Source organism: Pseudomonas sp. P4_C4 (genome assembly GCF_056402055.1).
In genome coordinates this window covers 19,601-41,088 of sequence record NZ_JBFUID010000027.1, presented here as the reverse complement: position 1 = coordinate 41,088, position 21,488 = coordinate 19,601, and the positions used below count along the sequence as shown (strand labels likewise).

Below are 21,488 nucleotides of genomic sequence, written 5' to 3'. Positions count from 1 at the left end.
ACTTCGCTGTGATCGACTCACAACACACAACTCGCCCGTTGCGCGAGGTAGGCACAGAATAGAGCGTACACAGGTTGGCGGTCAGCCGACTGTCTCCGGTTGCCGCGCAGGCGGAGCCTCTTGTGTACGCAACTGATGGCTCATGTCGTTGCAGTTACGCGACCAGTCCTTCAGCCATGGCGGCATCGACGGCGATTGCTCTGGCAAACCCAGTTCCAGCGCGAATTCACCGGGTGCCACCGTGCCTCTGCCCGCGCGGAACAGACCGCGCATCACCACCACGCCGACCACCCGGCCCTTGCTCACGAAACGGTGCTCCATAAAGGTCCACTTGTCGTCCCAGCCAAGCATGCGGGTATGTATTTCAAAGGCTTCGAACAGGCGCAACTCTCGGCGGAACTTGCCCCAGGTATCGCCGACAATCGGCACGGCCTTATGACGAAGCGCCACGCGAAAGGCGCCGCTGCGCAGTACGTAATCCATTCGCCCGATGTCTGCCAGCGTGAAATAGCGACCGTTGGTGACGTGCCGGTTGAGGTCCAGATCCAGCGGCCACACGCGCATGCACACAACGGTGGTCGCCGAGGCGTCCACGGGGTTGCGCCACGGGCGACGCAACAGCATAAGGAAAAGTCGAAACCAGAGATTCATAAGTGCGCCACCGTTGGGTTGATGGCTGCACTTTAGGCCATGGAAATCGGCTAAGGTAGGTGCGCAAATGACATTTTTCATGCGGAAAGTGCAATGGAGTCGCTATGCACATCACCTTGTTACTGGCCGATCAATGCTCCGCCGCCAGCGCAACCATGGCCCTGGAAGTGCTCAGTGCCGCCAACCTGTTCGCCGATAGCGACCCACCACCGTTCAGGGTGGTCAGCGCTTCGCTCGATGGCGCCGATGTGGCCGCCTGGGGCGGGCAGCGCTTGCATGTGAACCGTTCCACTCGCGAGATCCCGCGAACCGATCTGGTCCTGATCCCGGGATTCCTCTTCACCCTCAAGGACGCCTTACCGGCGTTTTGCGCCTATGGACCGTGGCTGCGTGAGCAGCACGCCCAAGGCGCGGTGGTGGCTTCCATGTGCACGGCGGCGTTCATGTTGGGTGAGGCCGGGCTATTGAACGGCACCCGTGCGACCACGCACTGGGCTTTTGCCGAGCTTTTCCGTCGCCGCTATACCGAAGCGTTGCTGGACGAAGGGCAAATCATTTGCGAGGACAATCGCGTGGTCACCAGTGGCGGCGCTAGTGCGGCCATGGACCTGTTGCTGCACCTGGTGCGTCGCTTTGCGTCACTGGAACTGGCGCAAAAGTGTGGCAAGTACCTGTTGGTCGACTCGGTGCGCAGCGAGCAGTCGGTGTATGTGATGTGGTCAATGCCCAAGAGCCATGGTGATGGCGACATCCTGCGGGTGCAAAACTGGCTGGAAGAACGCTTCGATCAGCCGTTGTTGATCGATGATGTGGCCCAACAATTCGGCTTCGGCGTGCGCAACTTCAAGCGACGTTTCAAGGACGCCACCGGCTACACGCCGATTGCCTACCTGCAGACCTTGCGTCTGGAAAAGGCCAAACAGTTGCTTGAATCCACACGCATGACGCTGGACAGCATCACCTATGCCGTGGGCTACGAGGATGGCAACTCGTTTCGCAGGCTGTTTCAACAACGCGTCGGGCTACTGCCGGCGGCTTACCGCAAGCGGTTTCAAGCGGCGGCGAACTGAAGAAGAAAGAGCGTCCATGAAAGCCCGGCCGATTGGGCCGGGCTCTTCGTCTGGATCACTTCGCTGTCATCGACCTACAACGCACAGCTCTCCGGTCGCACGAATCATCGCCTGGCCATGCAGGTAATCCTTGATCAGCGCGGAGCGTTCGGTGGCCAGCCATTGCGGGCAGTTCGGGTCTTTGCGGTAGGGCAGGAAATCGGCGTACTGCTGGAGCAGCAGGTTTTGCAGCTTGTCGAGCTTGGGCCGGATGTCGTTAATGAGGTCCGGCCGTGGTGTGTCCGGTGCCTTGTGCGCCGCTTGCCATTGCGCGAGCCGGCCGTATTGCACCAGTTTGCTGGCTTCGATCTGCGCAGCGATGAGGTCGGCGACATCGTCGGGGTCGAGCTGGCGCTGGGTGGCTTGCTTGCGGGCGTTGGCGATGACTTGCGCTTCCCGGGCGTTGTCCTGGACCGGTTTACCGCTGTCCCACTTGGTCAGCGCCACCAGCTCGCTGATGTACAACCGCTCATTCATCGTTGCCAGCAAGGGTTGCAAGGCATCGGGCGCCGGGGGCGTCGTGCCGGCCTGGGCAACACCAACGAACAAACCGAGCAGGGCGCAGGCCAGCCATTGCGGCAGGCGTGGGGAACGGGGCATGGGCAGAACCTCCTTGGACGCAAAAATCACTCCGGCTTGTTTATCACAAGTGCGGCCAGGGAACGACAGGTTGCGAAGGATTCAGGCCAGTAGCCGTTCAATCTGCGCCAGCTCCCAGGTGCTGAGCAAACTCACGGGGTCGGTACCGAAGCGCTGCCCGTTGTCGAACATATATTCACGGCCATCGGGGCTTTGGCCGTGCAGGCAGTGGCGCAAGTGGCCGGTGTCGACGTCGAGCGTCAGGCGCCAGCCGTCGATGTCGACCCGTACATGGCCAGACTCGCAAGCGTCGTCGACTCGCTGGAACGTGCGAATGCCTTGAGCGGCATCGCGCAATGGCTGGTAAACCTCGCGGGCGGTGAGGGCGGGCACAGGTGTCTCCGGGGGGGAATCGGAGGCACAGGATAAATCATCGCCATACAAAAAAGCCCGGCAGATGCGGCTAATGCCAGTCAGTCAAGCGTTGGAACACCACGACCCTTGTGGGAGCGAGCTTGCTCGCGATAAGGCCGGCACATCCAGCATCCATGGCGCCTGACACGCCGCCATCGCGAGCAAGCTCGCTCCCACAGGTTACTCATTGCTCGCTCTATTTGCCGTTCAACGCCGCCTCCGCCGCGGCGATTTCAGCCTGGCGCTTGACGATCATGTCGCCCACCGGCGGCCCCTGGAAGCGCCGCGCTTCAAAGCCGAACCAGACGATGGCGGTCAGGATCAGGAAGCCGATGGTGATGTACAGCGCCCAATCGTTCGGTGGCTGGATGCCGATGACGAAAATGATGATCATCGACAGGATCGAGAGGATGGCGAACACCGAGTACCAGAACCGCCCCATGTTCCACGGCCCCATGGTCGGCCACTTCGAAGTCCCAAAGGTAAACAGGCCGAGCACGATGGGAATGGCGAAGGAGAAGAACAGGAAGATCACCGTGCAGGACACCACGATCGTATAGACCGGCGTTGCCCCGACCGAGATCACCGACGAGCCCCAGTCGAACAGGACGGCAAGGGTGGCACCGGTCCAGATGGCTGCCACCGGGCTGCGAAAGGTCGGCGAGACGGAGGCCAGGGCTTTGGAACAGGGCAGGCCGCCGTCACGTGAGAACGCGAAGATCATCCGTGAAACCGAGGTGACGGTGGCCAGCCCGCAGAGCACCTGCGAGATGAAGATCGCCACGTAAAGCACCAGTTTCAAGGTCGGGTTGACCTGGGTGTTCATGGCCCAGAAAAACACGTTCCAGCCTTGCTTGGCCGCTTCGTCCATGTTCGGCAGCATCAGCACGAACGCGCTGAGCATCAGCCAGCCGAACAGCAACGACCAGACCACCGACATGACCATGCCGCGCGGCACCGACATGGCCGCGTTGCGGGTTTCTTCGGAGGTGTGCGCGGAGGCGTCATAGCCGGTGATGGTGTAGATCGGCAACAGCAGGCCGAGCATGAACACCCAGCCATTGGAGACCTGCGGCCAGACGCTGCCACCCRCCTCACCGGAATAGTTGCTGAAGGTCCACAACCGCGCGAATTCATAGCTGGGTGCCGACATCAGGCAGACGATGGTCAGTGCCAGCGCGGTGGCGAAGATCAGGTAGCCGGAGAAGTCGGTGAGCTTGGCCGTCAGGCCGATGCCCAAGTGGTTACACAAGGCCTGCAAGCCCGTGAGGATCGCCAGGAAAATCACCCTGACCGTGGTCGTATCCTCCATGCCCAGTGCCGGTCCGAAGGCGCCGAAAAAGAAGTAGTAGGTGCCGACGTTGATCGCGCCCAGCACCGTGACCAGTCCCAGCAGGTTGAACCAGGCGGTCAGCCAGCCAGTGAAGCGGTTACCGAGAATCGAGCCCCAGTGGTACAGGCCGCCAGCGGTGGGATAGGCCGAGGAAATCTGCGCCATGGCCATGGCGAACACCCCGGAGATCAGGCAGCCGATCGGCCAGCCGATGCCGATGGATATACCCCCCGCGCCCGAAGTGCCTTGGGCCAGCGAGTTGATGCCACCCGAGAGGATGCAGATGATCGAAAAGGAAATCGCAAAGTTGGAGAAAACCCCCATTCGTCGTGAGAGTTGCTGGGCATAGCCCATGCTGTGCAGCACCTTGACGTCATCGTCGTGCGTTTCGGTGCCCGGCTGGCTTGCTGGGTTCATGATGTGTGCCCCTTCAGGTTTTGGACAGGTCGAACTGAGCCGCCGTAGGCTCGCTCCTACAGACGGCCGTGAAACGCCGCGTCGAAAATCTTTGCCACGCCGTCCCGGGTCAATGGCAGCGGGTTACCGCCGGCGCAGGGGTCGACAACCGCCATGTCCGCGATCAGGTCGGCCTGCCGGTCATCCACGCCCAGCTCAAACAGGGTATGGGGCACGCCGATGTCCTTGCGCAGCTTGAGGACGAAGGCCATGAAACTGTCGAAGCCGGGTGAGGGCAGGCGCAGGTACGCCGCCAGGCGGGTGATGCGCTCCTCGATGGCCGTGCGATTGAACTGCAGGACATAGGGCATGAAGGTGGCATTGGTCATGCCGTGATGGGTGTCGTACAGCGCACCCACCGGATGCGAGAGCGCATGCATCCCGCCCAGGCCTTTCTGGAATGCCGTGGCGCCCATCGCCGCCGCCGCGAGCATTTGTGCGCGCGCCTCGAGGTCCGACGGCGTGTGTACCGCCTTCACCAGTGAATTGGCTACCAGGCGCATGCCTTCCACGGCAATGCCGTCGGCCAGGGGGTGAAAACCGGGGGCGCAGTAGGCTTCCAGGCAATGGGATAACGCGTCCATGCCAGTGCCGGCGGTGATTTTGGCAGGCATGCCGACGGTGAGGGCCGGGTCGCTGATCACCACGCGCGGCATCATTTTCGGGTGGAAGATGATGCGTTTGGTGTGGGTGCGCTCGTCGATGATCACCGCCGCACGACCGACTTCTGAACCGGTTCCCGCCGTGGTCGGCACGGCAATGATCGGGGCGATGCGGCTGTCGTCGGCGCGGGTCCAGTAGTCGCCGATGTCTTCGAAGTCCCAGACCGGCCGGGTCTGGCCGCTCATGAAGGCAATCAGCTTGCCCATGTCCAGGCCACTGCCGCCGCCGAACGCGATCACGCCGTCGTGCTGGCCGGCACGCCAGGCGTCGAGCCCGCCGGCCAGGTTGGCTTCCACCGGGTTGGGCTTGAGGTCGCAAAACAGCGCCACGCCAAGACCGGCGGCGCGCAACGCATCCAGTGCCGCCGTGGTGATCGGCGCGCGCGCCAGGCCGCTGTCGGTCACCAGCAAGGGGCGCTGGATGCCCTGGCTGCGACAGACGTCGGCCAGCTCGGCGATGCGCCCGACACCGAACCGAACGCTCGTGGGGTAGCTCCAGTTTCCTGTCAGGTTCATGGTCTACACCTCGTGACGCAGATGAAAGGATTTGGCCCGGGTCAGGTGCTCGTAGCCCAATGGCGACAGGGTGACGCCGCGCCCGCTGTTTTTCACGCCGGTCCAGGCCAGAGCCGGGTCCAGGTAATCGCAGCGGTTCATGAACACGGTGCCGGTGGCGATCTCGTTGCCCAGGCGTTCGGCCGCCGCGAGGTCCTGGGTCCAGATGGAAGCGCTGAGCCCGAACTCACTGTCGTTCATCAAGGCGATGGCTTCTTCATCGCTGGCCACCGGCATGATGCCGACCACGGGGCCAAAGCTTTCGTCGCGCATGACCGACATTTGATGGGTCACGTCCACCAGCACTTGCGGTGCAAGGTAGGCGCTGCCCTGCACGTCGGCGGGAAAGGACTTCGGATCGATCAGCGCTTTGGCGCCCTGGGCCATAGCTTCGGCGATCTGGCCACGAACGAAGAATGCGGCGCCCGGTGTCACCAGCGGGCCGAGGGTGGTGGCTTCGTCCAGCGGGTTGCCCAGCACGTATTGGCGGGTCAATTCGGCGAAGCGCTCGACAAACACCGGGAAGATTTTCTGGTCGACATAAATGCGTTCCACGGCACAGCAACTCTGCCCGGAATTGAAGAAGCTGCCGTCCACCAGATTTTCCACCGCATGTTCAAGGTTGGCGTCTGCCCGGACATAGGCCGGGTCTTTTCCGCCGAGCTCCAGGCCCATGCCGAGAAATTGTCCGCTGGCGACGCTTTCCATGACTTTGCCAGCCTCCACGGAACCGGTGAAGTTCACTTGCTGCACGCGCCCGGAAGTAATGATCGCCCCGGTCGACACATGGTTGAGCAGCAGATTCTGGAACAGCCCTTCGGGCAGTTTTGCGCGACGCATGGCCTCGGCGAAACGCTCGCCCACCAGCAGGGTTTGCGACGCGTGCTTGAGGATCACGCTGTTGCCGGCCATCAGCGCCGGGATGATCGTGTTCACCGCCGTCAGATAGGGGTAGTTCCACGGGGCGACCACCAGCACCGTGCCCAGCGGCTCGCGTTTGATGTAGCGTCGAAAACCCGCCTTGGGCGCAGGCTCTACAGCGGCCAGTGCCCGTGGAGCGATGGCGATCATGTGTCGGGCGCGTTCGGCAAAACCGCGCAGCTCGCCGGCGCCGTAACGCACCGGGCGGCCCATCTGCCAGGCCAGCTCCGGCACGATGTCCGCCTGCATCGACAGCATCGCGTCCACCGCGGCACTGCAATAAGCCGCACGTTCGCTCAGTGAGCGGCGTTGCCATGACGCCTGTGCATTGGCAGCGGCCGTCAGTGCCTGCTCGACCTGCTCCGCATCGGCCACCTCGCGTTCGACGTACACCCGGCCATCGACCGGGGAGATCAGTTGTACCTTCTCAGTCATGATGTTCTCAGTAGCGCTCGAAACCGCGCTGCAATTCCCAGTCGGTGATTCGCCGGTCGTACTCCTTCTGCTCCCACTCGGCGGTGTGCACGTAATGGTCGACAATCTCGTCGCCAAACGCCTCGCGCAACATGCTTGAGCTCTTGAGGGCGGCGCTTGCCTCGCGCAGAGTCTTGGACACTTCCGGCAAATGCTCATCGAGGTAGGCGTCGCCTTCGAACGGCGGCGCCAGATCGAGCTTCTCGTCGATACCCGCCAAACCCGCCGCGATCAATGCGGCGAAGGCCAGATAGGGGTTGAGGTCGGCACCGCCGATGCGGCATTCGATGCGAATGGCCTTGCTGCCTTCAGCACACAAGCGAAAGCCGGCGGTGCGATTGTCGCGGCTCCACACCGCCCGCGTCGGCGCAAAAGTGCCAGCCTGAAAGCGCTTGTAGGAGTTGATATAGGGCGCGAGAAAACAGGTGATGTCGTTGGCGTACTTGAGCTGCCCGGCGACCCAGGCACGCATCAGTTTCGACATGCCGAACTCGGCTTTGGCGTCGAAGAACAGCGGCTTTTTGGCGTTCTTGTCCCACAGCGAATTATGGATATGACTGCTGGAACCGGCGGCGTCGTAGCGCCACTTGGCCATGAAGGTGATCGCCTTGCCCTGCAACTGCGCGATCTCTTTGCAGGCGTGCTTGATAATGACGTGGTGGTCGGCCATGGTCATGGCGTCGGCGTAGCGGATGTTGATTTCTTCCTGCCCCGGGCCCCATTCCCCCTTGGAGTTTTCCACGGGAATGCCCGAGGCCTGCAAGTGCTTGCGAATCGCCCGCAGCACCGGCTCCTCGCGGGTGGTCTGCAGGATGTTGTAGTCCTCGATGTAATGGCCGGCGGTTTTCGGTTTGTGATAGTTGCGCTCGTGGATCGCCTCGTAGCTCTCATCGAACAGATAGAACTCGAGTTCCGAAGCAAACATGCCGGTATAGCCGCGCTCGCGCAGGCGCTCGACCTGCTTTTTCAGAATCGCCCGAGGGCTGTGGGGCAGGTCCTGGCGATGGTGATGATCGAGCACGTCGCACAGCACCAGCGCCGTGCATTCAAGCCAGGGCACGCGCCGCAGGGTGGACATGTCGGGCTTGAGCACGAAATCGCCGTAGCCCTTGCTCCAACTGGCCGCGGCGTAACCCGGCACCGGCTCCATGTCGATGTCATCGGCCAGCAGGTAGTTGCAGCAGTGGGTTTCTTCGTGGCCACTGTCGATGAAAAACTCGACCTGGAAGCGCTTGCCGACCAGGCGTCCCTGCATGTCGACCATGCAGACCAGCACGGTATCGATTTCGCCGGCAGCCGCGGCGCGCTTGAGTGCATCAAAGCTGAGGAGGGGCTCGGTCATCACGGCAATCCTGCGTGAAAGGTTGGGGCCAGTCTGGGATAGCTGTTGCAGACGCTCTCCAGAAAAACCCAAAACCTGCAGAACCGAGCATCATGAGCAACGAGTTGCTCAAAGCTTAGCCTACCGTTGCAATTGTAGGAGCGAGCTTGCTCGCGATGGACTTGAAGACACCGCGATTAATCAGAACCCCCGCGTCATCGTTGACGACCATCGCGAGCAAGCTCGCTCCTACAGGGTTGGTCGCCTTCACTCCGGCAACCCGGCCAGCCGCAGTCCATCGACGAAACGGGCGAAATCCTCAGGCCGTTGAATGGGCAGCCAGTCCTTGAGGGTGCCCAGGCGCAAAGAAGAATCCAGCTTTTGCAGACGTTGCATCGCCCACTTCGCTTTATCCATTCGTCCGCCGAGCGCATGACTGGCCGCCACCAGCGCCGCCGCAACCAGCAGACTGGGCAGGTTGCCCAGTCCCTTTTCCGCCCAGTCCGCAGCGGCATTGAAGTGCCCGGCGAAGAAATGCGCGAGCGCCATCCCGACCTGCATCCTGAACATTTCCGGATCCAGCGGACTCAAGCGAACGGCATGGTTCAAATGCTCGATGGCAGCGTCTGTTTCACCGTGCAGCGCCCGCAGGATACCGCCCAGGAACCAGGCGGGGGCGAGGTTGGGATTGAGCAGGCGCGCCCGGTCGAGCAGTGCAATGCCGCCGTCGACTTCGCCGGCGAGGTGAGCCAGCGCATGTCCGCCCCGGGTCAACGCGACGGCATCATCGCGACCGAGGGTCACCGCCAGCCGCGCCAGCCGTATGCCCTCGGCGATTTCTGCAGGCCGATCGACCATCCAGCCATTGAGCTTGCGCCAGAAGTGGCACCAGGCGGCCATGCCATAGGCCGAGGCAAACTCCGGATCGAGTTCGATGGCCTGGTAGAACATCGGCAGCGCCTGCTCGATGGCTTCCCGGGTGCCGCTGTGCAGTTTGGCCATGGCGCGCAGGTAATAGTCGTAGGCGTCCAGGCTGTCCGTCGGCTTACGCTTGGCGCGTTCGATTTCTGCCCGCTCCAGCTGCGGCGCGATCGCGCCGACGACGCTTTCGGCGATCTGGTCCTGCAGTTCGAAGATATCGTCGAGCAGGCCTTCGAAGCGCTCTGCCCAGATGTGCGCCCCGCTTGTCGCGTCGATCAGTTGTCCGGTAATGCGCACCTTGTTCCCGCACTTGCGCACGCTGCCTTCGAGCACGTAGCGAACGCCCAGCTCCAGGCCAACGCCCTGGGCGTCCACGGCCTGGCCCTTGTAGGTGAAGCTCGAATTGCGCGCGATGACGAACAGCCAGCGAATCCGCGACAGGGCGGCGATGATGTCCTCCACGACGCCGTCGGCGAAGTACTCCTGCTCCGGATCGCCGCTCAGGTTCTGGAACGGCAGGACGGTAATCGAGGGTTTATCCGGCAGGGCGAGCGTAGAGGAGGGGATTTGTTTCGGGGTAGCGGTCGAGCGTTCGTCGATGTCAGGCTGTCGCGCTTCCCCGGTCATGGCGCCGTTGATCCTGCCAACGAAACGGTAGCCCTTGCGGGCGACGGTACGCACCAGGCGCTGCTCCTCACCGGTATCACCAATGGCCTTGCGCACCGCATTGATGTGACTGGTGATTGTCGATTCGGAAACGATCCGGCCGCTCCACACTGAATTGAGCAATTCGTCCTTGCTGAGGACTCGATCGGGATTGTTGACGAACAGCAGCAACAGGTCGAAGACCTGCGGGCCGACGGCTACGACCTGCCCGCGCAAGGTCAGCTCCCGGCGCTCCTGATCGAGTACGTAGTCTTCAAACGCAAATGGCAAGTTGAGCATCCCCTGGCAAAGCGCCCTCAACTCCGTGTCCCAGGCGGCGGGTGGTTGGTAACTGAGGCAGATGATACGGCAGCTCGACACCCGCTGCACCGTCAGCGGCAAGGGAGCCTGGAAGAACCTCAGTAGCTTTGGACATAAATCCAAGCGCTCGCCAAGGTAAACCCAAGCCCGGCGCAAGGACTTGCCTGATGCGCGCAGGCAATCTCTCTACACCGACGCAATGGTTGCAGTCGACAAGTGGAGAAAAGTCATGAAGATCGTCGTCATCGGAGGCTCCGGCCTCATCGGATCGAAACTTGTAAATACACTCCGCGAGCGCGGCCATGACGCGCTCGCCGCCAGCCCCAGCACCGGCGTGAACAGCATCACCCGCGAAGGCCTGGCCGAAGCGATGGATGGTGCTGATGTGGTGGTCGACGTGGCGAACGCGCCGTCGTGGGAGGACCAGGCCGTTCTCGATTTCTTTGAAACGTCGAGCCGTAACCTGCTGGCCGCCGAAGCCGCTGCCGGGGTTCGTCATCATGTTGCCCTGTCGATTGTCGGCAGCGAACGGCTTCCCGATACCGGCTATTTCCGCGCCAAGGTCGCGCAGGAAGCCCTTATCAAGGCGTCCGGCATGCCTTACACCATTCTGCGTGCCACGCAGTTCTCCGAGTTTGCCGGCGGCATTGTCCAGTCGTTCGCCGTTGGCGAGGAAATTCATGCTTCGCCGGCGCTGATCCAGCCGATTGCGTCCGACGATGTGGTAGCGGCGCTGGCCGATGTCGTGCTGGCAGCACCGGTCAATGGCACGGTGGAAGTCGGCGGCCCGGAAGCCATGCCGATCGACGAACTGGCCAGGCGTTATCTGCGGGCGACCCAGGACAGCCGCAAGGTCGTGCCGGACGTGCATGCGCGTTACTTCGGTGCCGTGCTCAACGATCAATCGCTGGTCACCGGCAAGAACGCACGCCTGGGGGCGATCCGCTTCGACGACTGGCTGGCCCGGTCGACGGCGCAGTAACGGATCGCACTCTCACATATCCCTACGAATCCAGGAGAAATCCCATGGTTACCCGATTGCTGATGGCTGCTGTTTTCGCAGCGCTCTCGATCAGCGCAGCGGCGGCCGCCGAGCCGCCTCCCGGCAAGGTGACGGTGGTGTTTGACCGTCCCATTCCCAACATCCCTGGCAAGAGCATGAGAGGCGTGGTCGTCGAGTATGGGCCGGGTGCCGCGTCGCCGGCTCACACCCATCCGAAAACGGCCTTCATCTATGCAACGGTGCTGGAGGGCTCGTTTCGCATCCAGGTCAAAGGCCAGCCGGAAAAGATCTACAAGGCCGGCGAAAACTTCGTAGAAGAGCCGGGTTCCGTGCACCTGGTCAGCGCCAACGCCAGCGACACCCAACCTGCACGCCTGTTGGCGGTGTTCGTCCTCGACACCGAGGAAAAGGTACTCGTCACACCGATCAAACAGTGAGCCGGTCAACCCGCTCATGAAGGCTCGACAGCCGGGCGGCAGACCCTGCCGCCCAGTGGCTGCGTCAGTTCTTGGCACTGAACAGGAAATGAAAAAATGAACTCGCTCCTGGACAAGGCCGCCATTGCAGCCAGTCCCCCAAGCGTCGTGGCACGACGAAACCTGTACAAAACCATCGGCCTGATGCTGTGCGTCGGTGCCCTGGTGGTCTTGGCAGCCTGGGGGGCGCTGGCGTTTTCAAGTGCTGTGACCTCGACCGACAACGCCTATGTCCGCGGGGATGTCACCTCGCTCGCCGCCAAGGTCGCCGGCTATGTCACAGCGGTCGAGGTCGAGGACAACCAGGCCGTGCACGCCGGTGATGTGCTGTTTCGTATCGATGACCGCGACTATCGCGCCAGACTTGCGCAAGCCGAGGCCAATGTCAGCGCCGCCCAGGCGCGCCTGACCCATGTCGACGCGCAGATCCAGCTTCAGCATGCGCTGATCAGGCAGGCCGAAGCGCAAAGGCGCTCGGCCACCGCCGACATGAGCCTGGCGGCCAAGACCCACGACCGCAGCCGCAAACTGATCGTCAGCAACGCGGTCAGCCAGGCCCTGGTCGATGAAACCGGCACGGCGCAATCCAGAGCCGTGGCCTCGGTGTCGGCCGCTTCGGCCACGGTCGAGGCACAACAGCAACGCATCGCGGTGTTTGTGGCCGAGCGCGAGGCTGCCGTGGCCGCAGTGACCCAGGCACAGGCCGCGCGGGATCTCGCCCGGATCGATCTCGATCACACCGTGGTGCACGCACCGGTGGATGGCGTGGTCGGTAACCGTCAGGTTCGCCTCGGCCGCTTCGTAACGCCGGGCGGCTCCCTGCTCGATATCGTGCCGGTCAACGATGTGTGGATCGTGGCGAACTTCAAGGAAACCCAGCTCGAACATATCCGCCCCGGTCAGCCCGTGCGCGTCACGGTCGATGGCTACCCCGATGCGGCACTCGATGGCGTGGTCGACAGCTTTGCACCGGGCAGTGGCTCGGCGTTCAGCCTGCTGCCGCCCGACAACGCCACCGGGAACTTTGTGCGTGTCGTGCAGCGCGTGCCGGTGAAGATCCGCCTGGCCCACAATCCGCTGCCGGGGCGCATCGTACCGGGCCTGTCCGCGCGGGTAGAGGTTGCGCAAGGGGCAGGTTCATGAGCAGCGTTGCCTGTGCCACGCCGAGCAGCGCCAGAACGACGAACGGCGTCCTGCTCATGGTGGGCATCGTGCTGGCGACGTTGACGGAAGCGATCGCCAGCACCGTGCTGGCCCTCGGCCGCAGCGACATCATCGGCGACACCTATGCCACGCCTGATGAGTTCGCCTGGCTGGATGTCGGCTACATCGCGTTCAAGCTGATCGGGTTCATGCTTGCCCCTTGGCTGATGCAGCGGTTTTCTGCGCGCAACGTGATCATCGGCGCCACCCTGGTCATGGGCCTGGCGTGCTGCGTGGCTGCCATTACCGCCTGGCTGGAGCTGCTGATCGCACTGCGCATCCTGCAAGGCTTCGCTGGCGGTACTTTGTTGGTGGCGGGCCAGGCGCTGATTTTTCGCGGCTATCCGCGTGCCCTTCAGCCGGTCCTGCAAGCCCTGTTCGCCATGGCGGCCGTGGTCGCGTCGGCGACCCTCGCGCCAGCCCTGCAAGGGTGGTTGATCGACAGCCAGTCCTGGACCTGGATTTTCTTCAGCGTGGTGCCGCTGGCCCTGGCGGCGACGGGGCTCTTGCTCATCGCTGACCACCCCGTGCCCGCCAGGGTCCGGCAACGTTCGTTTGACTGGCTCGGCTGTGCACTGATCGGTGCTGTGCTGTTCTGCTTCACTTACGTGCTCAGCCAGGGCAGCCGCTGGGACTGGTTCGAGGAGCCGCGCATCCTGATACTGACGGTGATCGGCGGCGCCGCGCTGCTGGCCTTTCTCGGCCAACAGGTCTTGGCCAACGGCCAGGGGCTGCTCGACTTCAGCCTGTTCAAAACTAGCGATTTCACCTTTGCCTTTATCGTCAGTTTCGTCGCCGGAGCCGCGCTGTTCGGCAGCGCCTACCTGATCCCGGCGTTCGCCCTGTCGGTACTCGCATTCACACCGACCGATGCCGGCCTGCTCCTGTTGCCCAGTGGCGTTTTTTTTGTCGGCTCGCTGCTCATCGCTGCCTGGTTGATCAAGGTCCGCCGCGTACCACCGGTGGCGACCGTGCCCTTTGGCATCCTGCTGATCATGGCGGCGATGTGGATGCTCTCCGGCTCCACCAACGAAAGCGGCAGCGACGACATGATGGCGGCCATCCTGTTGCGCGGCCTGGGCCTTGGCTTGCTGTTTCTGTCGATCACCCTGATCGCCTTCACCCACCTCAATAGCCGCAACCTGGCCAACGGCATCGGCCTGTTCAATACCGGGCGCCAGTTGGGGGGCTTAATGGGCGTCGCCGGGCTTCAGACCTTGATCGACCATCAGGTTGTCAGCAATGGCGTGGTCCTCGGCGCCAACGTCACCCCAGGGGGGGGCGCGGTCATCGAACGGCTGACAACCACAACCGCGATGCTGGTAGGGAAGGGTATGGATCAGGTGGCCGCTGGCCGGGCAGCCACCAGCCTGCTGGGCAAGGCGGTGTCAGGTCAGGCCACGGTGATTGCCTTCGATACGGCGTTCTTCGCCGTGGCCCTGCTGTTCGTCTTTGCCGCGCCCATTCTGGTCGCCATCAAGATCGGTCTCTCGCGATACGCGAAAGCGCACGGACAACCGACGAATTGATGACCCGCACGAAAAAGCCCGGCGGGTGAGGCCGGGCTTTTCGTTGAGTCCTGCGGTAAAGCACTGCATTCAGACAGCGCGGCTTTCGATCAGACGATCCGAACCGCCTTCGGCGACGCGGTTTTCCAGCAGTTTGTCGGAACCGCCTTCGGCGACGCGGTTTTGCAGGAGCTTGTCGGAACCGCCTTCGGCAACACGTTTTTCCAGCAGGCGATCCGAACCGCCTTCGGCGACGCGGTTTTCCAGCAGTTTGTCGGAACCGCCTTCGGCAACACGTTTTTCCAGCAGGCGATCCGAGCCACCTTCAGCCACACGATTCTCGATCAGACGATCGGAACCACCCTCAGCCACACGGCTTTCAATCAGACGATCCGAGCCGCCTTCAGCGACCACAGGTTGAGCGGAGGTGGCGGCAAAAGCGTTAACTGCGAAAACCGAGAAAGCGATGCTGAGGAGGGTCTGGCGTTTCATGATGGTGTGCTCCGGGGTGCTTATGGGTTGGTATGGAGCTGATGTTACGCCGGGGATTTTTTAAGAGAACTTCATTGAATCAATGGTGACTATCGACGCAGTCAATGGATCGAACCCCCCTGTGGGAGCGAGCTTGCTCGCGATGGCAGTTTCACATTCAACATTTGTGTCGACTGACACACAGCAATCGCGAGCAAGCTCGCTCCCACAGGTTTTCATGCACCTGACAACGGGGTCAAGCCTCACTGATCTGACTCACACTCGTGATCTGTCCATTCCAGACCATCTCGTAATGAGCCGTCTGCACAATCGACGAAACAGGCCTTGGCGTCATCAACGCCCAACAATAACTGCCCGGCATCCGCACCGAGTGATAACGCAAACCCGGACAACCGGCGTCCCGCACCGCCCGCCCCAGAACACGGGAATGGCTGTAGTCGTCCGGCGCATACACAGGATCGCTCAGCAGCAGGGCGGTGGCATCCTTCATCCCCCCATCGTCAAATGCACAGACCAACCCACGAAACACAAACCGCTCATAGTTCAGGCTCGGCACCTTCGACCAATACAGAGCCTGGTGATGCCGCACCTCGGCCAGCGCCGCGTCCATCGAATCCGCCAGGTACAACACGCCAAAACGACCATTGCTGAAACGCGAACCCGCCGGGTTGACGTGGGTAAAGGGCGCAATCGCGTAGGAGCAACCCGCGATCCCGAACGGAATCTCGCTGCGCGCAATCAACTCCAGCTGACCCACTTCATTCTTCAACCGCGGATTGGTCAGCGCCTGAATCTCGAACAACAGCTCAAACTCATCCGCGTCCGCCACGTCATCAAACAACGCAATGGGCGGAAACTTCGAATTGACCAGGCGATAAGCCTGCAACGACTGACCAGCAAACACCGCCAGTTCACTCGCCATCACCATAACGCACCCCGCAGCATGTCGATGCGGCGGAAGGTTTCATACAGCGAAATCATGTCGCCCTGCGCCATGATCTCCAGCGGCGAACGCCCGTTGAAAAACTCGTTGTCATTGGCCATGGAGGCAAAGCCATACACGTTGTCCGGGTTGTCGAACACCAGCCGCAACGTCGCGTGAATGTTCAGCACAAAACTGATGCGCTGCATCTGGTCCGCATCCAGCGCCACCGCCCATTCCGGGTCCCGCTGCCGGGCGCGGGTGTAGGTGCTGCGGGAAATGCGCAAGATGCGGCAGGCCTGGTCGCTGGTGGCGTGCCACTTTTCCAGAATGCTCACGGCGGCGCGCAGGCCGGTGACACATTGGTTTTTGCTGAAGGATTGGGGTTGCAGGGGGACGGCCATGTTTGTGTCCTTGGGTTGCATCTATAGATTCAAATGTAGATTTATTGAGTCTGTAGAGCAATATTGGTGCGACGGATGGGCCTAACATGCCAATGCAATAGGGCCGCGATCTTGCTGAAGCTATGTGTTACTGAAACCGACGATGCAGGTCTGGAAAGACATCCTGGGCAAACCAGGCGGGCAGGCCGGGGGCACGACTCTGGATTTTGGCGTCCGGCTTTCTACCAGGCCGACTTTTATAAGCCTGGATAACTCGTTATCAATGATCGATGGAGGCAATGACTCCGGGGGGAACCGGGTCCAGCCAGGATTTCGAGGTGAATAAGGACATGGCAGTTTGTATCGCCAGAATTGTCTTCACATTTTATTTCATATAGATAATCGTTTAAAAAGCCTTATTTTGTTGGTTTTTATATGGCTTTGTGGAGCTTTTTAACTGAGCTGCCTTCACGTTTTATTTCACAATTTTATTTGAAAACTCCAGGATTCTGGAATGCCAATCGCCAGCAAATACAAATCAGGCGCTCGTATTCAATTACTTCGCTGCGACGCCCTCAAGTAGCGCCTGCACTTGCCTGGCCTGCGGGTTGCCCGCCGTTTTTCCATTGGGAATAAACGCCGCGCCCACGACTGCATCACTGGTGAAACGTCCGCCCCAGTGCATTCAGCCGAGTCGCAATAGGCGGCAAACGCCGACTGCTCAACGCCAGCGTCTGCACATCATCCGCCGTGTTCTGCGCAATGCTCTGCACCGACTGCAAGCGCCCGACAAGCTCCCTCGCCACAGGTCTTTTAACGCTGAGCTATTTAAGCAAATCGATTTCCGGCGTGGTCGAGGTGTATTTGAGAAACAGTGGAGGGCGTAGCCCTTGGCCGTCATTCCAGGCGGGTACGACGCCGCTTGTGGAAAAACAATGTCCGATATAGAGGCAGTAATGCCGAATTGACGGGGGGAGTACGACAGACTCCAGTGCAAAGCCTGCCGTACATCCGAGGCAATTACGATTTCTTCGGCGGATAGTTGCTGCGCAAGCGACCGGACTTTTTGCCGGTGGTTTTGCTCGGCAGGTTCGGCACCAGCGGACGGGATCTGGGTTGGGGGTTGGAGCGGCTTTGGGGTTGAGGTTGTTTGCTCATGGTTCGCCTCCTGAATTTTCAGGGATTCGCGAAGTGGTTTACTGATGAAGTTTAGCTAATTGACTGTGGGTTGGGTCGATTGGCTCTTGGGGCGTGTGTTGTGAGCGATCGGCTTTTGTTTTCAGCCCCATTGATAGACCCCCTTACGCAATCCTCGGATTTTGCCTACAACTTCGGCAGGAGTATCCCGCTATTCCAAAGATGAAAAACGGGAAATATTGACGGCGTAGAAAGGGGGGATCACCGGCTGTTCGGGGAGAACCTTTTGAACAGCAAAGCGCGAAGGGATGAGCCATGCTACAAAACGACCGCGACAATCTGGAACTCGATAAGCTGCAACTCGAAATCCGAAGGTCCATGGCCGAAACCCGAAAACTCACGGCAGAAGAACGCAAGCTCAGGCAAGAGACCTTCTGGTACCCGATCGCGGTAGGGGCTGGTATGGTGACCGCTATCGTCGCTGCTGTCAGCCTATGGGCGAAGTTTTGAGCATTCGTACCCGCCACAACAGATACGACTCGTGACCCACACAGGAAGTAGCAGCATGTCCACACAACCTACGAATCAAGCCAGCATTGAACAACTGCACCGCGACGTTGCAGCTTTTGTCGAGGAGATGCGTAGTCCCGCCCCGAACGCGATCCGCTCTACTGTGGTGCCGTTCAGCATCGGTGCCGCGCTGGCACTGGCAATCTTTGTTGTCGCCGCCCTGGTAGTCCGACTGGTCTAGTCTTTTACCCTTGCGCCGATGGTTGGGGCGTTTGGGTGAAACAGGTGTAAATCTGTTTCAGGACTAGACCAAAAGAAGAATACAGGCGCCCTCGGCGCCCAAATGTAGTCACTCTCCCACCTGCGCCCGCAACTGCCGCCCATCATCTTTCGTGCGCGACGTATACAGTAAATATTGAAGTATTGAAAATGCTACGTTGTTGCGGCATAACTTTTGCTCTGTCTATTTTATGGAATTGATATTGTGCATGGAGCGCTATATGCAAGAACCAATTACACATTATTCACCTTTAATAACGCCTGAGTCTCGACAGGTTCAAGCTACAGAAGCCCAAGTTTTTCCTTCAAGCTTCGATAGTGTTTTGTTTTGGGATGGGACTGTCCCGGCAGTTACTACGCCCCATAGTATTGAGAGTACCAAAAACCCCAGTAACGCATACCAAAAGTTGGAGGCGATAGGACTTTCGGTGCGCGATCAGATAACGAGTGTTTTTTCTGGTGCTACACCGAATGTTCGAGATTATCTAGAAAGACGCATAGTCGCAGCCATTGACGGGCAGGGGTTCAATGCGTTGGAAGCTGCCTTAAAAAAGAAAGCGATCATTGTAGAACTTCTGCAAAGAGCCAGAATCCATAGATGTTGGCTCGATGCACTACTGTATAATGGTTTAGACGCATTGTCGCTAGACAGAAAAATGAGTGCCGCGGTATTTGCATCGAATGCGGATGCAGAAGACGATATGGCAGTGCGACAAAGCTTTTATGAAGAATATCTATTATCGCTAACTGCCGCCTACGTTAAACGAATCCTTGTCGAAGCCATCTCCATTCTGGAGGACGCTTCCACAACTGCAGACGCGGCAATCCATAGCGCCTTGGCAAGGGGCGAAGTCGCTTACACCTACAGGTTACACATTGGTAATGGCATAGAGGCGGGCACTGTGGCGGGTGCCATTGCCATCCATGTCGCCGAAGGTTGGACCTTCGGGGCAGTGATCCATGAAGGCATTAAGTTGTTGGCAGGGTTGGGGGAGGTACTTATCAGTCGGGCCGCTGCTGTTGGGATCGGGGCCTTGTTCTATTCACCTGCTCTTGCTAACGGCGAACGCTTTCCTCAAACCGTTCTCACACTTCCCGGTAGCAATTTTTTGCCAAAGCCGCCGTCAAACCTGAATGAAATCGCCGCTACCGAAGGAACCATTGACCTTCCTTATCGGATTTTTGGCGACCTTAACCAATACACTCTCGTTGCAACCCCGGCTGGAGGGAGTGTCTCGGCAAAAGTGCCAGTGCGAGCATTGGCATTCGATCCAACGGCCAGCAGCTACAGTTTCACGTCAAACGATACACCGCCCATTATCCTCAGTTTTCCCATTATTCACTTGGGAAACGGATCGACAACTTCGCCTGCCCGCCCTGCGCAAGTACCGACTTACACTGGAGTTACGTTGTCGCCATTGCTTGTGCAGCCTGAAACCTTGCCCGCGGTCGAATTGCCTGATTTCAGGGATTGCATTTACTGCTTTCCGATTGAAAGCGGTCTGCCGCCAATCTACGTTGTTTTTAATAGTCCTTATGAGGGAGCAACCACAAGGGGAAAATACAGCGGTCGATTTTTCAATCCCGCCAAAGCCGGAGGCCCAATACTCGATCTCGATTGGACAAGTGCTACCGTGACCCAGGCGGGTATTGACCTGGTAAAATTACATACTGGACGCTTTGGTCCTTCGGACGCCAATGCCATTATGATTTTTCGCTTGAAAAAAATTCTGCTGGGTGAATTGGTAATCACAGATGCTGACAAACGCTTCTATACTCATGAACTCAGAGAGCTGGAACGTTTCAGAGCATTAGGTGTGGTTGACGGTGTAAACCCGAATGACGACGGTGTTATTTGGAACAATACTCACGCCGCGACGCTGGAAGACTACAAGCTAAAAGATGATTTTGAATTACTCTACACGCCCGAGGCTATAGAGGCAGACAACAAACAAACGGACAGAGAGTCCAAGCAAATTGGAGGAATAAAACGATGAACGTCATAAAAAACATCGTACTAAACGAGAAGCCTGAAGAGGTAATTCTATTTCTTACCAAAAATGAATTGGGCATCTCCTTTCCTCGGCTTGATGGCCTTTATAATCGGGCTAACTGGGCGCATGTGGAGAACAACATAGGGCTATTGAACCTTGTCAAGAAAATGTGTGATGCCGGTTTTATAAAAAATAATGGGTGCATAGTAGTGAGAGGACCCAACTGGAGAGAGCCGGCATTCATGCTCGAAGGCAAATATACCTTTGACTGACAGCACCAAGTACCTGAGCGCAGGTGCCAGAGAGCGGTGACCGTAGCCATCATTTCGTGGCCGTCCAGTTCCCTTGTCCAGTCGTTTAAATCATCGAAGGTTTCCCAGGTTGAGCCGCTGCCGCAGCGGCTCTTCTCTTTGTTACGGGCATATTGAGTATCTTCGCCTGATCGGTTTTTCGCAGCCTCGAATCAAGCTGAGGGGCAACCCCTTTCTGGAGTAGCAATAAAATGGGCGCAAGAGCACCCATTTTCATTTACTCCGCAGCCTGCGCCCGCAACCGCCGCCCAATCACATCCATCAAATCACAACCATCGCGCAAAGGAATGACCAGCAACTTGGAGAAGTCCTCCAGCACCACGGTGTCGCAACCGAGTTCGGATCGGTAGGCGATGTTTTCCAGTACCTGCGTGACTGTGCGAATGCGGTAATCCGCCATGGCTTGCAGGACGTCGAGTGGGGCTTGGGTGTCGATGAGCAGGGAGGCCGGAACCAGGTCGATTCCGGTGAGAGGCATGTATCGATTCATTTTGAAGATCTCTATTTGATTGGCTTAAGCCGTCACTCAGTCGTCGCCAAACGAGGGTGGCAGCTGTGCGCAGGTTGGCGAACCGGCATAGAGAAAACCGGCAGACCCGGAGGTCTCCCGCGCACAGCCGCCATGACAGCGGCTTTGCGGGTGCGATGATACCTGCAATAAAGCGGATAGCCTTCGCATTCTCTATGATCAGGTCGCCAAACCCGAATCGCCATTTAGGGCGACGGCGCCGACTATAAGCCCCATGAGATCAGCGCGGGAAGGTGAGGCATTCCGAGCTTTGTGTAGGACCTTTGATGATGAAACTTCAGACCTTTCACATAACGTCACTGGAAATATAAACACCGACCTGGGATGTTCACAGCCCCTTGGATTCAGCCACCAACGCTATCCTTAATCATCGCTCCCG

General features: G+C 59.6%; 22 protein-coding genes. 9 read left to right on the top strand and 13 right to left on the bottom strand.

The genetic code is table 11. From position 1 onward, the window contains the following. Nucleotides 1–81 precede the first annotated feature (81 nt). Nucleotides 82–651, bottom strand: a complete 570-nt coding sequence (locus tag AC1DXW_RS15720; protein WP_477754274.1) for a thioesterase family protein — start codon at nucleotides 649–651, stop codon at nucleotides 82–84. 104 nt (nucleotides 652–755) lie between these two features. On the opposite strand from AC1DXW_RS15720, the gene AC1DXW_RS15715 reads away from it, so the two are divergent. Continuing rightward, on the top strand, nucleotides 756–1,721 hold the full coding sequence (locus AC1DXW_RS15715; protein WP_477760176.1) for a GlxA family transcriptional regulator: 966 nt from the start codon (nucleotides 756–758) through the stop codon (nucleotides 1,719–1,721). 66 nt (nucleotides 1,722–1,787) lie between these two features. Here AC1DXW_RS15715 and AC1DXW_RS15710 read toward each other — a convergent pair whose 3' ends face one another. The 7 genes from AC1DXW_RS15710 to AC1DXW_RS15680 all read right to left on the bottom strand — a co-directional run bounded on the left by AC1DXW_RS15710 (nucleotide 1,788) and on the right by AC1DXW_RS15680 (nucleotide 10,332). Then, entirely contained in the window at nucleotides 1,788–2,360 is a 573-nt protein-coding gene (locus tag AC1DXW_RS15710) for a chorismate mutase (protein ID WP_477754276.1), read from the bottom strand. Nucleotides 2,361–2,441: 81 nt separating this feature from the next. Beyond that, on the bottom strand, nucleotides 2,442–2,732 hold the full coding sequence (locus AC1DXW_RS15705; RefSeq protein WP_477754277.1) for a DUF7693 family protein: 291 nt from the start codon (nucleotides 2,730–2,732) through the stop codon (nucleotides 2,442–2,444). A gap of 217 nt (nucleotides 2,733–2,949) precedes the next feature. Next, a complete protein-coding gene (locus tag AC1DXW_RS15700) occupies nucleotides 2,950–4,503 on the bottom strand; it encodes an amino acid permease (protein WP_477760175.1) in 1,554 nt (517 codons plus the stop codon). 56 nt (nucleotides 4,504–4,559) lie between these two features. Then, the gene (locus AC1DXW_RS15695) at nucleotides 4,560–5,720 is read right to left on the bottom strand and encodes an iron-containing alcohol dehydrogenase (RefSeq protein WP_477754279.1); all 1,161 of its coding nucleotides are present in this window, start codon (nucleotides 5,718–5,720) and stop codon (nucleotides 4,560–4,562) included. A gap of 3 nt (nucleotides 5,721–5,723) precedes the next feature. Further along, a complete protein-coding gene (locus tag AC1DXW_RS15690; RefSeq protein ID WP_477754280.1) occupies nucleotides 5,724–7,115 on the bottom strand; it encodes an aldehyde dehydrogenase family protein in 1,392 nt (463 codons plus the stop codon). A 7-nt stretch (nucleotides 7,116–7,122) separates the two neighbouring features. After that, complete coding sequence (locus AC1DXW_RS15685) at nucleotides 7,123–8,496, bottom strand: glutamine synthetase family protein (protein WP_477754281.1); 1,374 nt, start codon at nucleotides 8,494–8,496, stop codon at nucleotides 7,123–7,125. A gap of 246 nt (nucleotides 8,497–8,742) precedes the next feature. Then, nucleotides 8,743–10,332: a winged helix-turn-helix domain-containing tetratricopeptide repeat protein gene (locus tag AC1DXW_RS15680; protein ID WP_477754282.1), complete on the bottom strand. Its 1,590-nt coding sequence runs from the start codon at nucleotides 10,330–10,332 to the stop codon at nucleotides 8,743–8,745. Nucleotides 10,333–10,591: 259 nt separating this feature from the next. On the opposite strand from AC1DXW_RS15680, the gene AC1DXW_RS15675 reads away from it, so the two are divergent. From AC1DXW_RS15675 to AC1DXW_RS15660, 4 genes are all read left to right on the top strand, one after another. After that, complete coding sequence (locus tag AC1DXW_RS15675) at nucleotides 10,592–11,344, top strand: SDR family oxidoreductase (protein WP_477754283.1); 753 nt, start codon at nucleotides 10,592–10,594, stop codon at nucleotides 11,342–11,344. A 44-nt stretch (nucleotides 11,345–11,388) separates the two neighbouring features. Next, nucleotides 11,389–11,802, top strand: a complete 414-nt coding sequence (locus AC1DXW_RS15670; RefSeq protein ID WP_477754284.1) for a cupin domain-containing protein — start codon at nucleotides 11,389–11,391, stop codon at nucleotides 11,800–11,802. Nucleotides 11,803–11,898: 96 nt separating this feature from the next. Then, nucleotides 11,899–12,984 carry an HlyD family secretion protein gene (locus AC1DXW_RS15665; protein ID WP_477753164.1) on the top strand — a complete coding sequence of 362 codons (1,086 nt, stop codon included), beginning with the start codon at nucleotides 11,899–11,901 and terminating at the stop codon, nucleotides 12,982–12,984. Next, nucleotides 12,981–14,573: a DHA2 family efflux MFS transporter permease subunit gene (locus AC1DXW_RS15660; RefSeq protein WP_477753163.1), complete on the top strand. Its 1,593-nt coding sequence runs from the start codon at nucleotides 12,981–12,983 to the stop codon at nucleotides 14,571–14,573. The genes AC1DXW_RS15665 and AC1DXW_RS15660 overlap by 4 nt, the downstream gene beginning before the upstream one ends. 69 nt (nucleotides 14,574–14,642) lie before the next feature. On the opposite strand, the gene AC1DXW_RS15655 is transcribed toward AC1DXW_RS15660, so the two are convergent. The 4 genes from AC1DXW_RS15655 to AC1DXW_RS15640 all read right to left on the bottom strand — a co-directional run bounded on the left by AC1DXW_RS15655 (nucleotide 14,643) and on the right by AC1DXW_RS15640 (nucleotide 17,507). Next, nucleotides 14,643–15,044, bottom strand: coding sequence for a hypothetical protein (locus AC1DXW_RS15655; protein ID WP_477753162.1), 402 nt, complete (start codon nucleotides 15,042–15,044; stop codon nucleotides 14,643–14,645). Nucleotides 15,045–15,279: 235 nt separating this feature from the next. Then, nucleotides 15,280–15,972 (bottom strand): RES family NAD+ phosphorylase, encoded by a 693-nt coding sequence (locus tag AC1DXW_RS15650; RefSeq protein ID WP_477753161.1) that lies wholly within the window; start codon nucleotides 15,970–15,972, stop codon nucleotides 15,280–15,282. Continuing rightward, nucleotides 15,966–16,370 carry an antitoxin Xre-like helix-turn-helix domain-containing protein gene (locus AC1DXW_RS15645; protein ID WP_477753160.1) on the bottom strand — a complete coding sequence of 135 codons (405 nt, stop codon included), beginning with the start codon at nucleotides 16,368–16,370 and terminating at the stop codon, nucleotides 15,966–15,968. Before AC1DXW_RS15645 ends, AC1DXW_RS15650 begins: the two co-directional genes overlap by 7 nt. A 999-nt stretch (nucleotides 16,371–17,369) precedes the next feature. After that, the gene (locus AC1DXW_RS15640; RefSeq protein ID WP_177413232.1) at nucleotides 17,370–17,507 is read right to left on the bottom strand and encodes a hypothetical protein; all 138 of its coding nucleotides are present in this window, start codon (nucleotides 17,505–17,507) and stop codon (nucleotides 17,370–17,372) included. A 294-nt stretch (nucleotides 17,508–17,801) separates the two neighbouring features. Here AC1DXW_RS15640 and AC1DXW_RS15635 point away from each other — a divergent pair, with 294 nt between their 5' ends. The 4 genes from AC1DXW_RS15635 to AC1DXW_RS15620 all read left to right on the top strand — a co-directional run bounded on the left by AC1DXW_RS15635 (nucleotide 17,802) and on the right by AC1DXW_RS15620 (nucleotide 20,541). After that, nucleotides 17,802–17,996 (top strand): hypothetical protein, encoded by a 195-nt coding sequence (locus AC1DXW_RS15635; RefSeq protein ID WP_477753159.1) that lies wholly within the window; start codon nucleotides 17,802–17,804, stop codon nucleotides 17,994–17,996. Nucleotides 17,997–18,051: 55 nt separating this feature from the next. Then, complete coding sequence (locus AC1DXW_RS15630) at nucleotides 18,052–18,237, top strand: hypothetical protein (RefSeq protein WP_477753158.1); 186 nt, start codon at nucleotides 18,052–18,054, stop codon at nucleotides 18,235–18,237. Between the two features lie 259 nt (nucleotides 18,238–18,496). Then, nucleotides 18,497–20,272: an S-type pyocin domain-containing protein gene (locus tag AC1DXW_RS15625; protein ID WP_477760174.1), complete on the top strand. Its 1,776-nt coding sequence runs from the start codon at nucleotides 18,497–18,499 to the stop codon at nucleotides 20,270–20,272. Continuing rightward, on the top strand, nucleotides 20,269–20,541 hold the full coding sequence (locus tag AC1DXW_RS15620; protein WP_056725156.1) for a hypothetical protein: 273 nt from the start codon (nucleotides 20,269–20,271) through the stop codon (nucleotides 20,539–20,541). The genes AC1DXW_RS15625 and AC1DXW_RS15620 overlap by 4 nt, the downstream gene beginning before the upstream one ends. A gap of 256 nt (nucleotides 20,542–20,797) precedes the next feature. Here AC1DXW_RS15620 and AC1DXW_RS15615 read toward each other — a convergent pair whose 3' ends face one another. Further along, a complete protein-coding gene (locus AC1DXW_RS15615; protein WP_095946406.1) occupies nucleotides 20,798–21,070 on the bottom strand; it encodes a hypothetical protein in 273 nt (90 codons plus the stop codon). Nucleotides 21,071–21,488 lie beyond the last annotated feature (418 nt).

What these genes read in the sequence shown, in the direction of transcription:
- AC1DXW_RS15720 (WP_477754274.1), bottom strand. Translation starts at nt 651, where the DNA reads ATGAATCTCTGGTTTCGACTTTTCCTTATGCTGTTGCGTCGCCCGTGG.
- AC1DXW_RS15715 (WP_477760176.1), top strand. Translation starts at nt 756, where the DNA reads ATGCACATCACCTTGTTACTGGCCGATCAATGCTCCGCCGCCAGCGCA.
- AC1DXW_RS15710 (WP_477754276.1), bottom strand. Translation starts at nt 2,360, where the DNA reads ATGCCCCGTTCCCCACGCCTGCCGCAATGGCTGGCCTGCGCCCTGCTC.
- AC1DXW_RS15695 (WP_477754279.1), bottom strand. Translation starts at nt 5,720, where the DNA reads ATGAACCTGACAGGAAACTGGAGCTACCCCACGAGCGTTCGGTTCGGT.
- AC1DXW_RS15690 (WP_477754280.1), bottom strand. Translation starts at nt 7,115, where the DNA reads ATGACTGAGAAGGTACAACTGATCTCCCCGGTCGATGGCCGGGTGTAC.
- AC1DXW_RS15685 (WP_477754281.1), bottom strand. Translation starts at nt 8,496, where the DNA reads ATGACCGAGCCCCTCCTCAGCTTTGATGCACTCAAGCGCGCCGCGGCT.
- AC1DXW_RS15675 (WP_477754283.1), top strand. Translation starts at nt 10,592, where the DNA reads ATGAAGATCGTCGTCATCGGAGGCTCCGGCCTCATCGGATCGAAACTT.
- AC1DXW_RS15670 (WP_477754284.1), top strand. Translation starts at nt 11,389, where the DNA reads ATGGTTACCCGATTGCTGATGGCTGCTGTTTTCGCAGCGCTCTCGATC.
- AC1DXW_RS15665 (WP_477753164.1), top strand. Translation starts at nt 11,899, where the DNA reads ATGAACTCGCTCCTGGACAAGGCCGCCATTGCAGCCAGTCCCCCAAGC.
- AC1DXW_RS15660 (WP_477753163.1), top strand. Translation starts at nt 12,981, where the DNA reads ATGAGCAGCGTTGCCTGTGCCACGCCGAGCAGCGCCAGAACGACGAAC.
- AC1DXW_RS15655 (WP_477753162.1), bottom strand. Translation starts at nt 15,044, where the DNA reads ATGAAACGCCAGACCCTCCTCAGCATCGCTTTCTCGGTTTTCGCAGTT.
- AC1DXW_RS15650 (WP_477753161.1), bottom strand. Translation starts at nt 15,972, where the DNA reads ATGGTGATGGCGAGTGAACTGGCGGTGTTTGCTGGTCAGTCGTTGCAG.
- AC1DXW_RS15645 (WP_477753160.1), bottom strand. Translation starts at nt 16,370, where the DNA reads ATGGCCGTCCCCCTGCAACCCCAATCCTTCAGCAAAAACCAATGTGTC.
- AC1DXW_RS15640 (WP_177413232.1), bottom strand. Translation starts at nt 17,507, where the DNA reads ATGAGCAAACAACCTCAACCCCAAAGCCGCTCCAACCCCCAACCCAGA.
- AC1DXW_RS15635 (WP_477753159.1), top strand. Translation starts at nt 17,802, where the DNA reads ATGCTACAAAACGACCGCGACAATCTGGAACTCGATAAGCTGCAACTC.
- AC1DXW_RS15630 (WP_477753158.1), top strand. Translation starts at nt 18,052, where the DNA reads ATGTCCACACAACCTACGAATCAAGCCAGCATTGAACAACTGCACCGC.
- AC1DXW_RS15625 (WP_477760174.1), top strand. Translation starts at nt 18,497, where the DNA reads ATGCAAGAACCAATTACACATTATTCACCTTTAATAACGCCTGAGTCT.
- AC1DXW_RS15620 (WP_056725156.1), top strand. Translation starts at nt 20,269, where the DNA reads ATGAACGTCATAAAAAACATCGTACTAAACGAGAAGCCTGAAGAGGTA.
- AC1DXW_RS15615 (WP_095946406.1), bottom strand. Translation starts at nt 21,070, where the DNA reads ATGAATCGATACATGCCTCTCACCGGAATCGACCTGGTTCCGGCCTCC.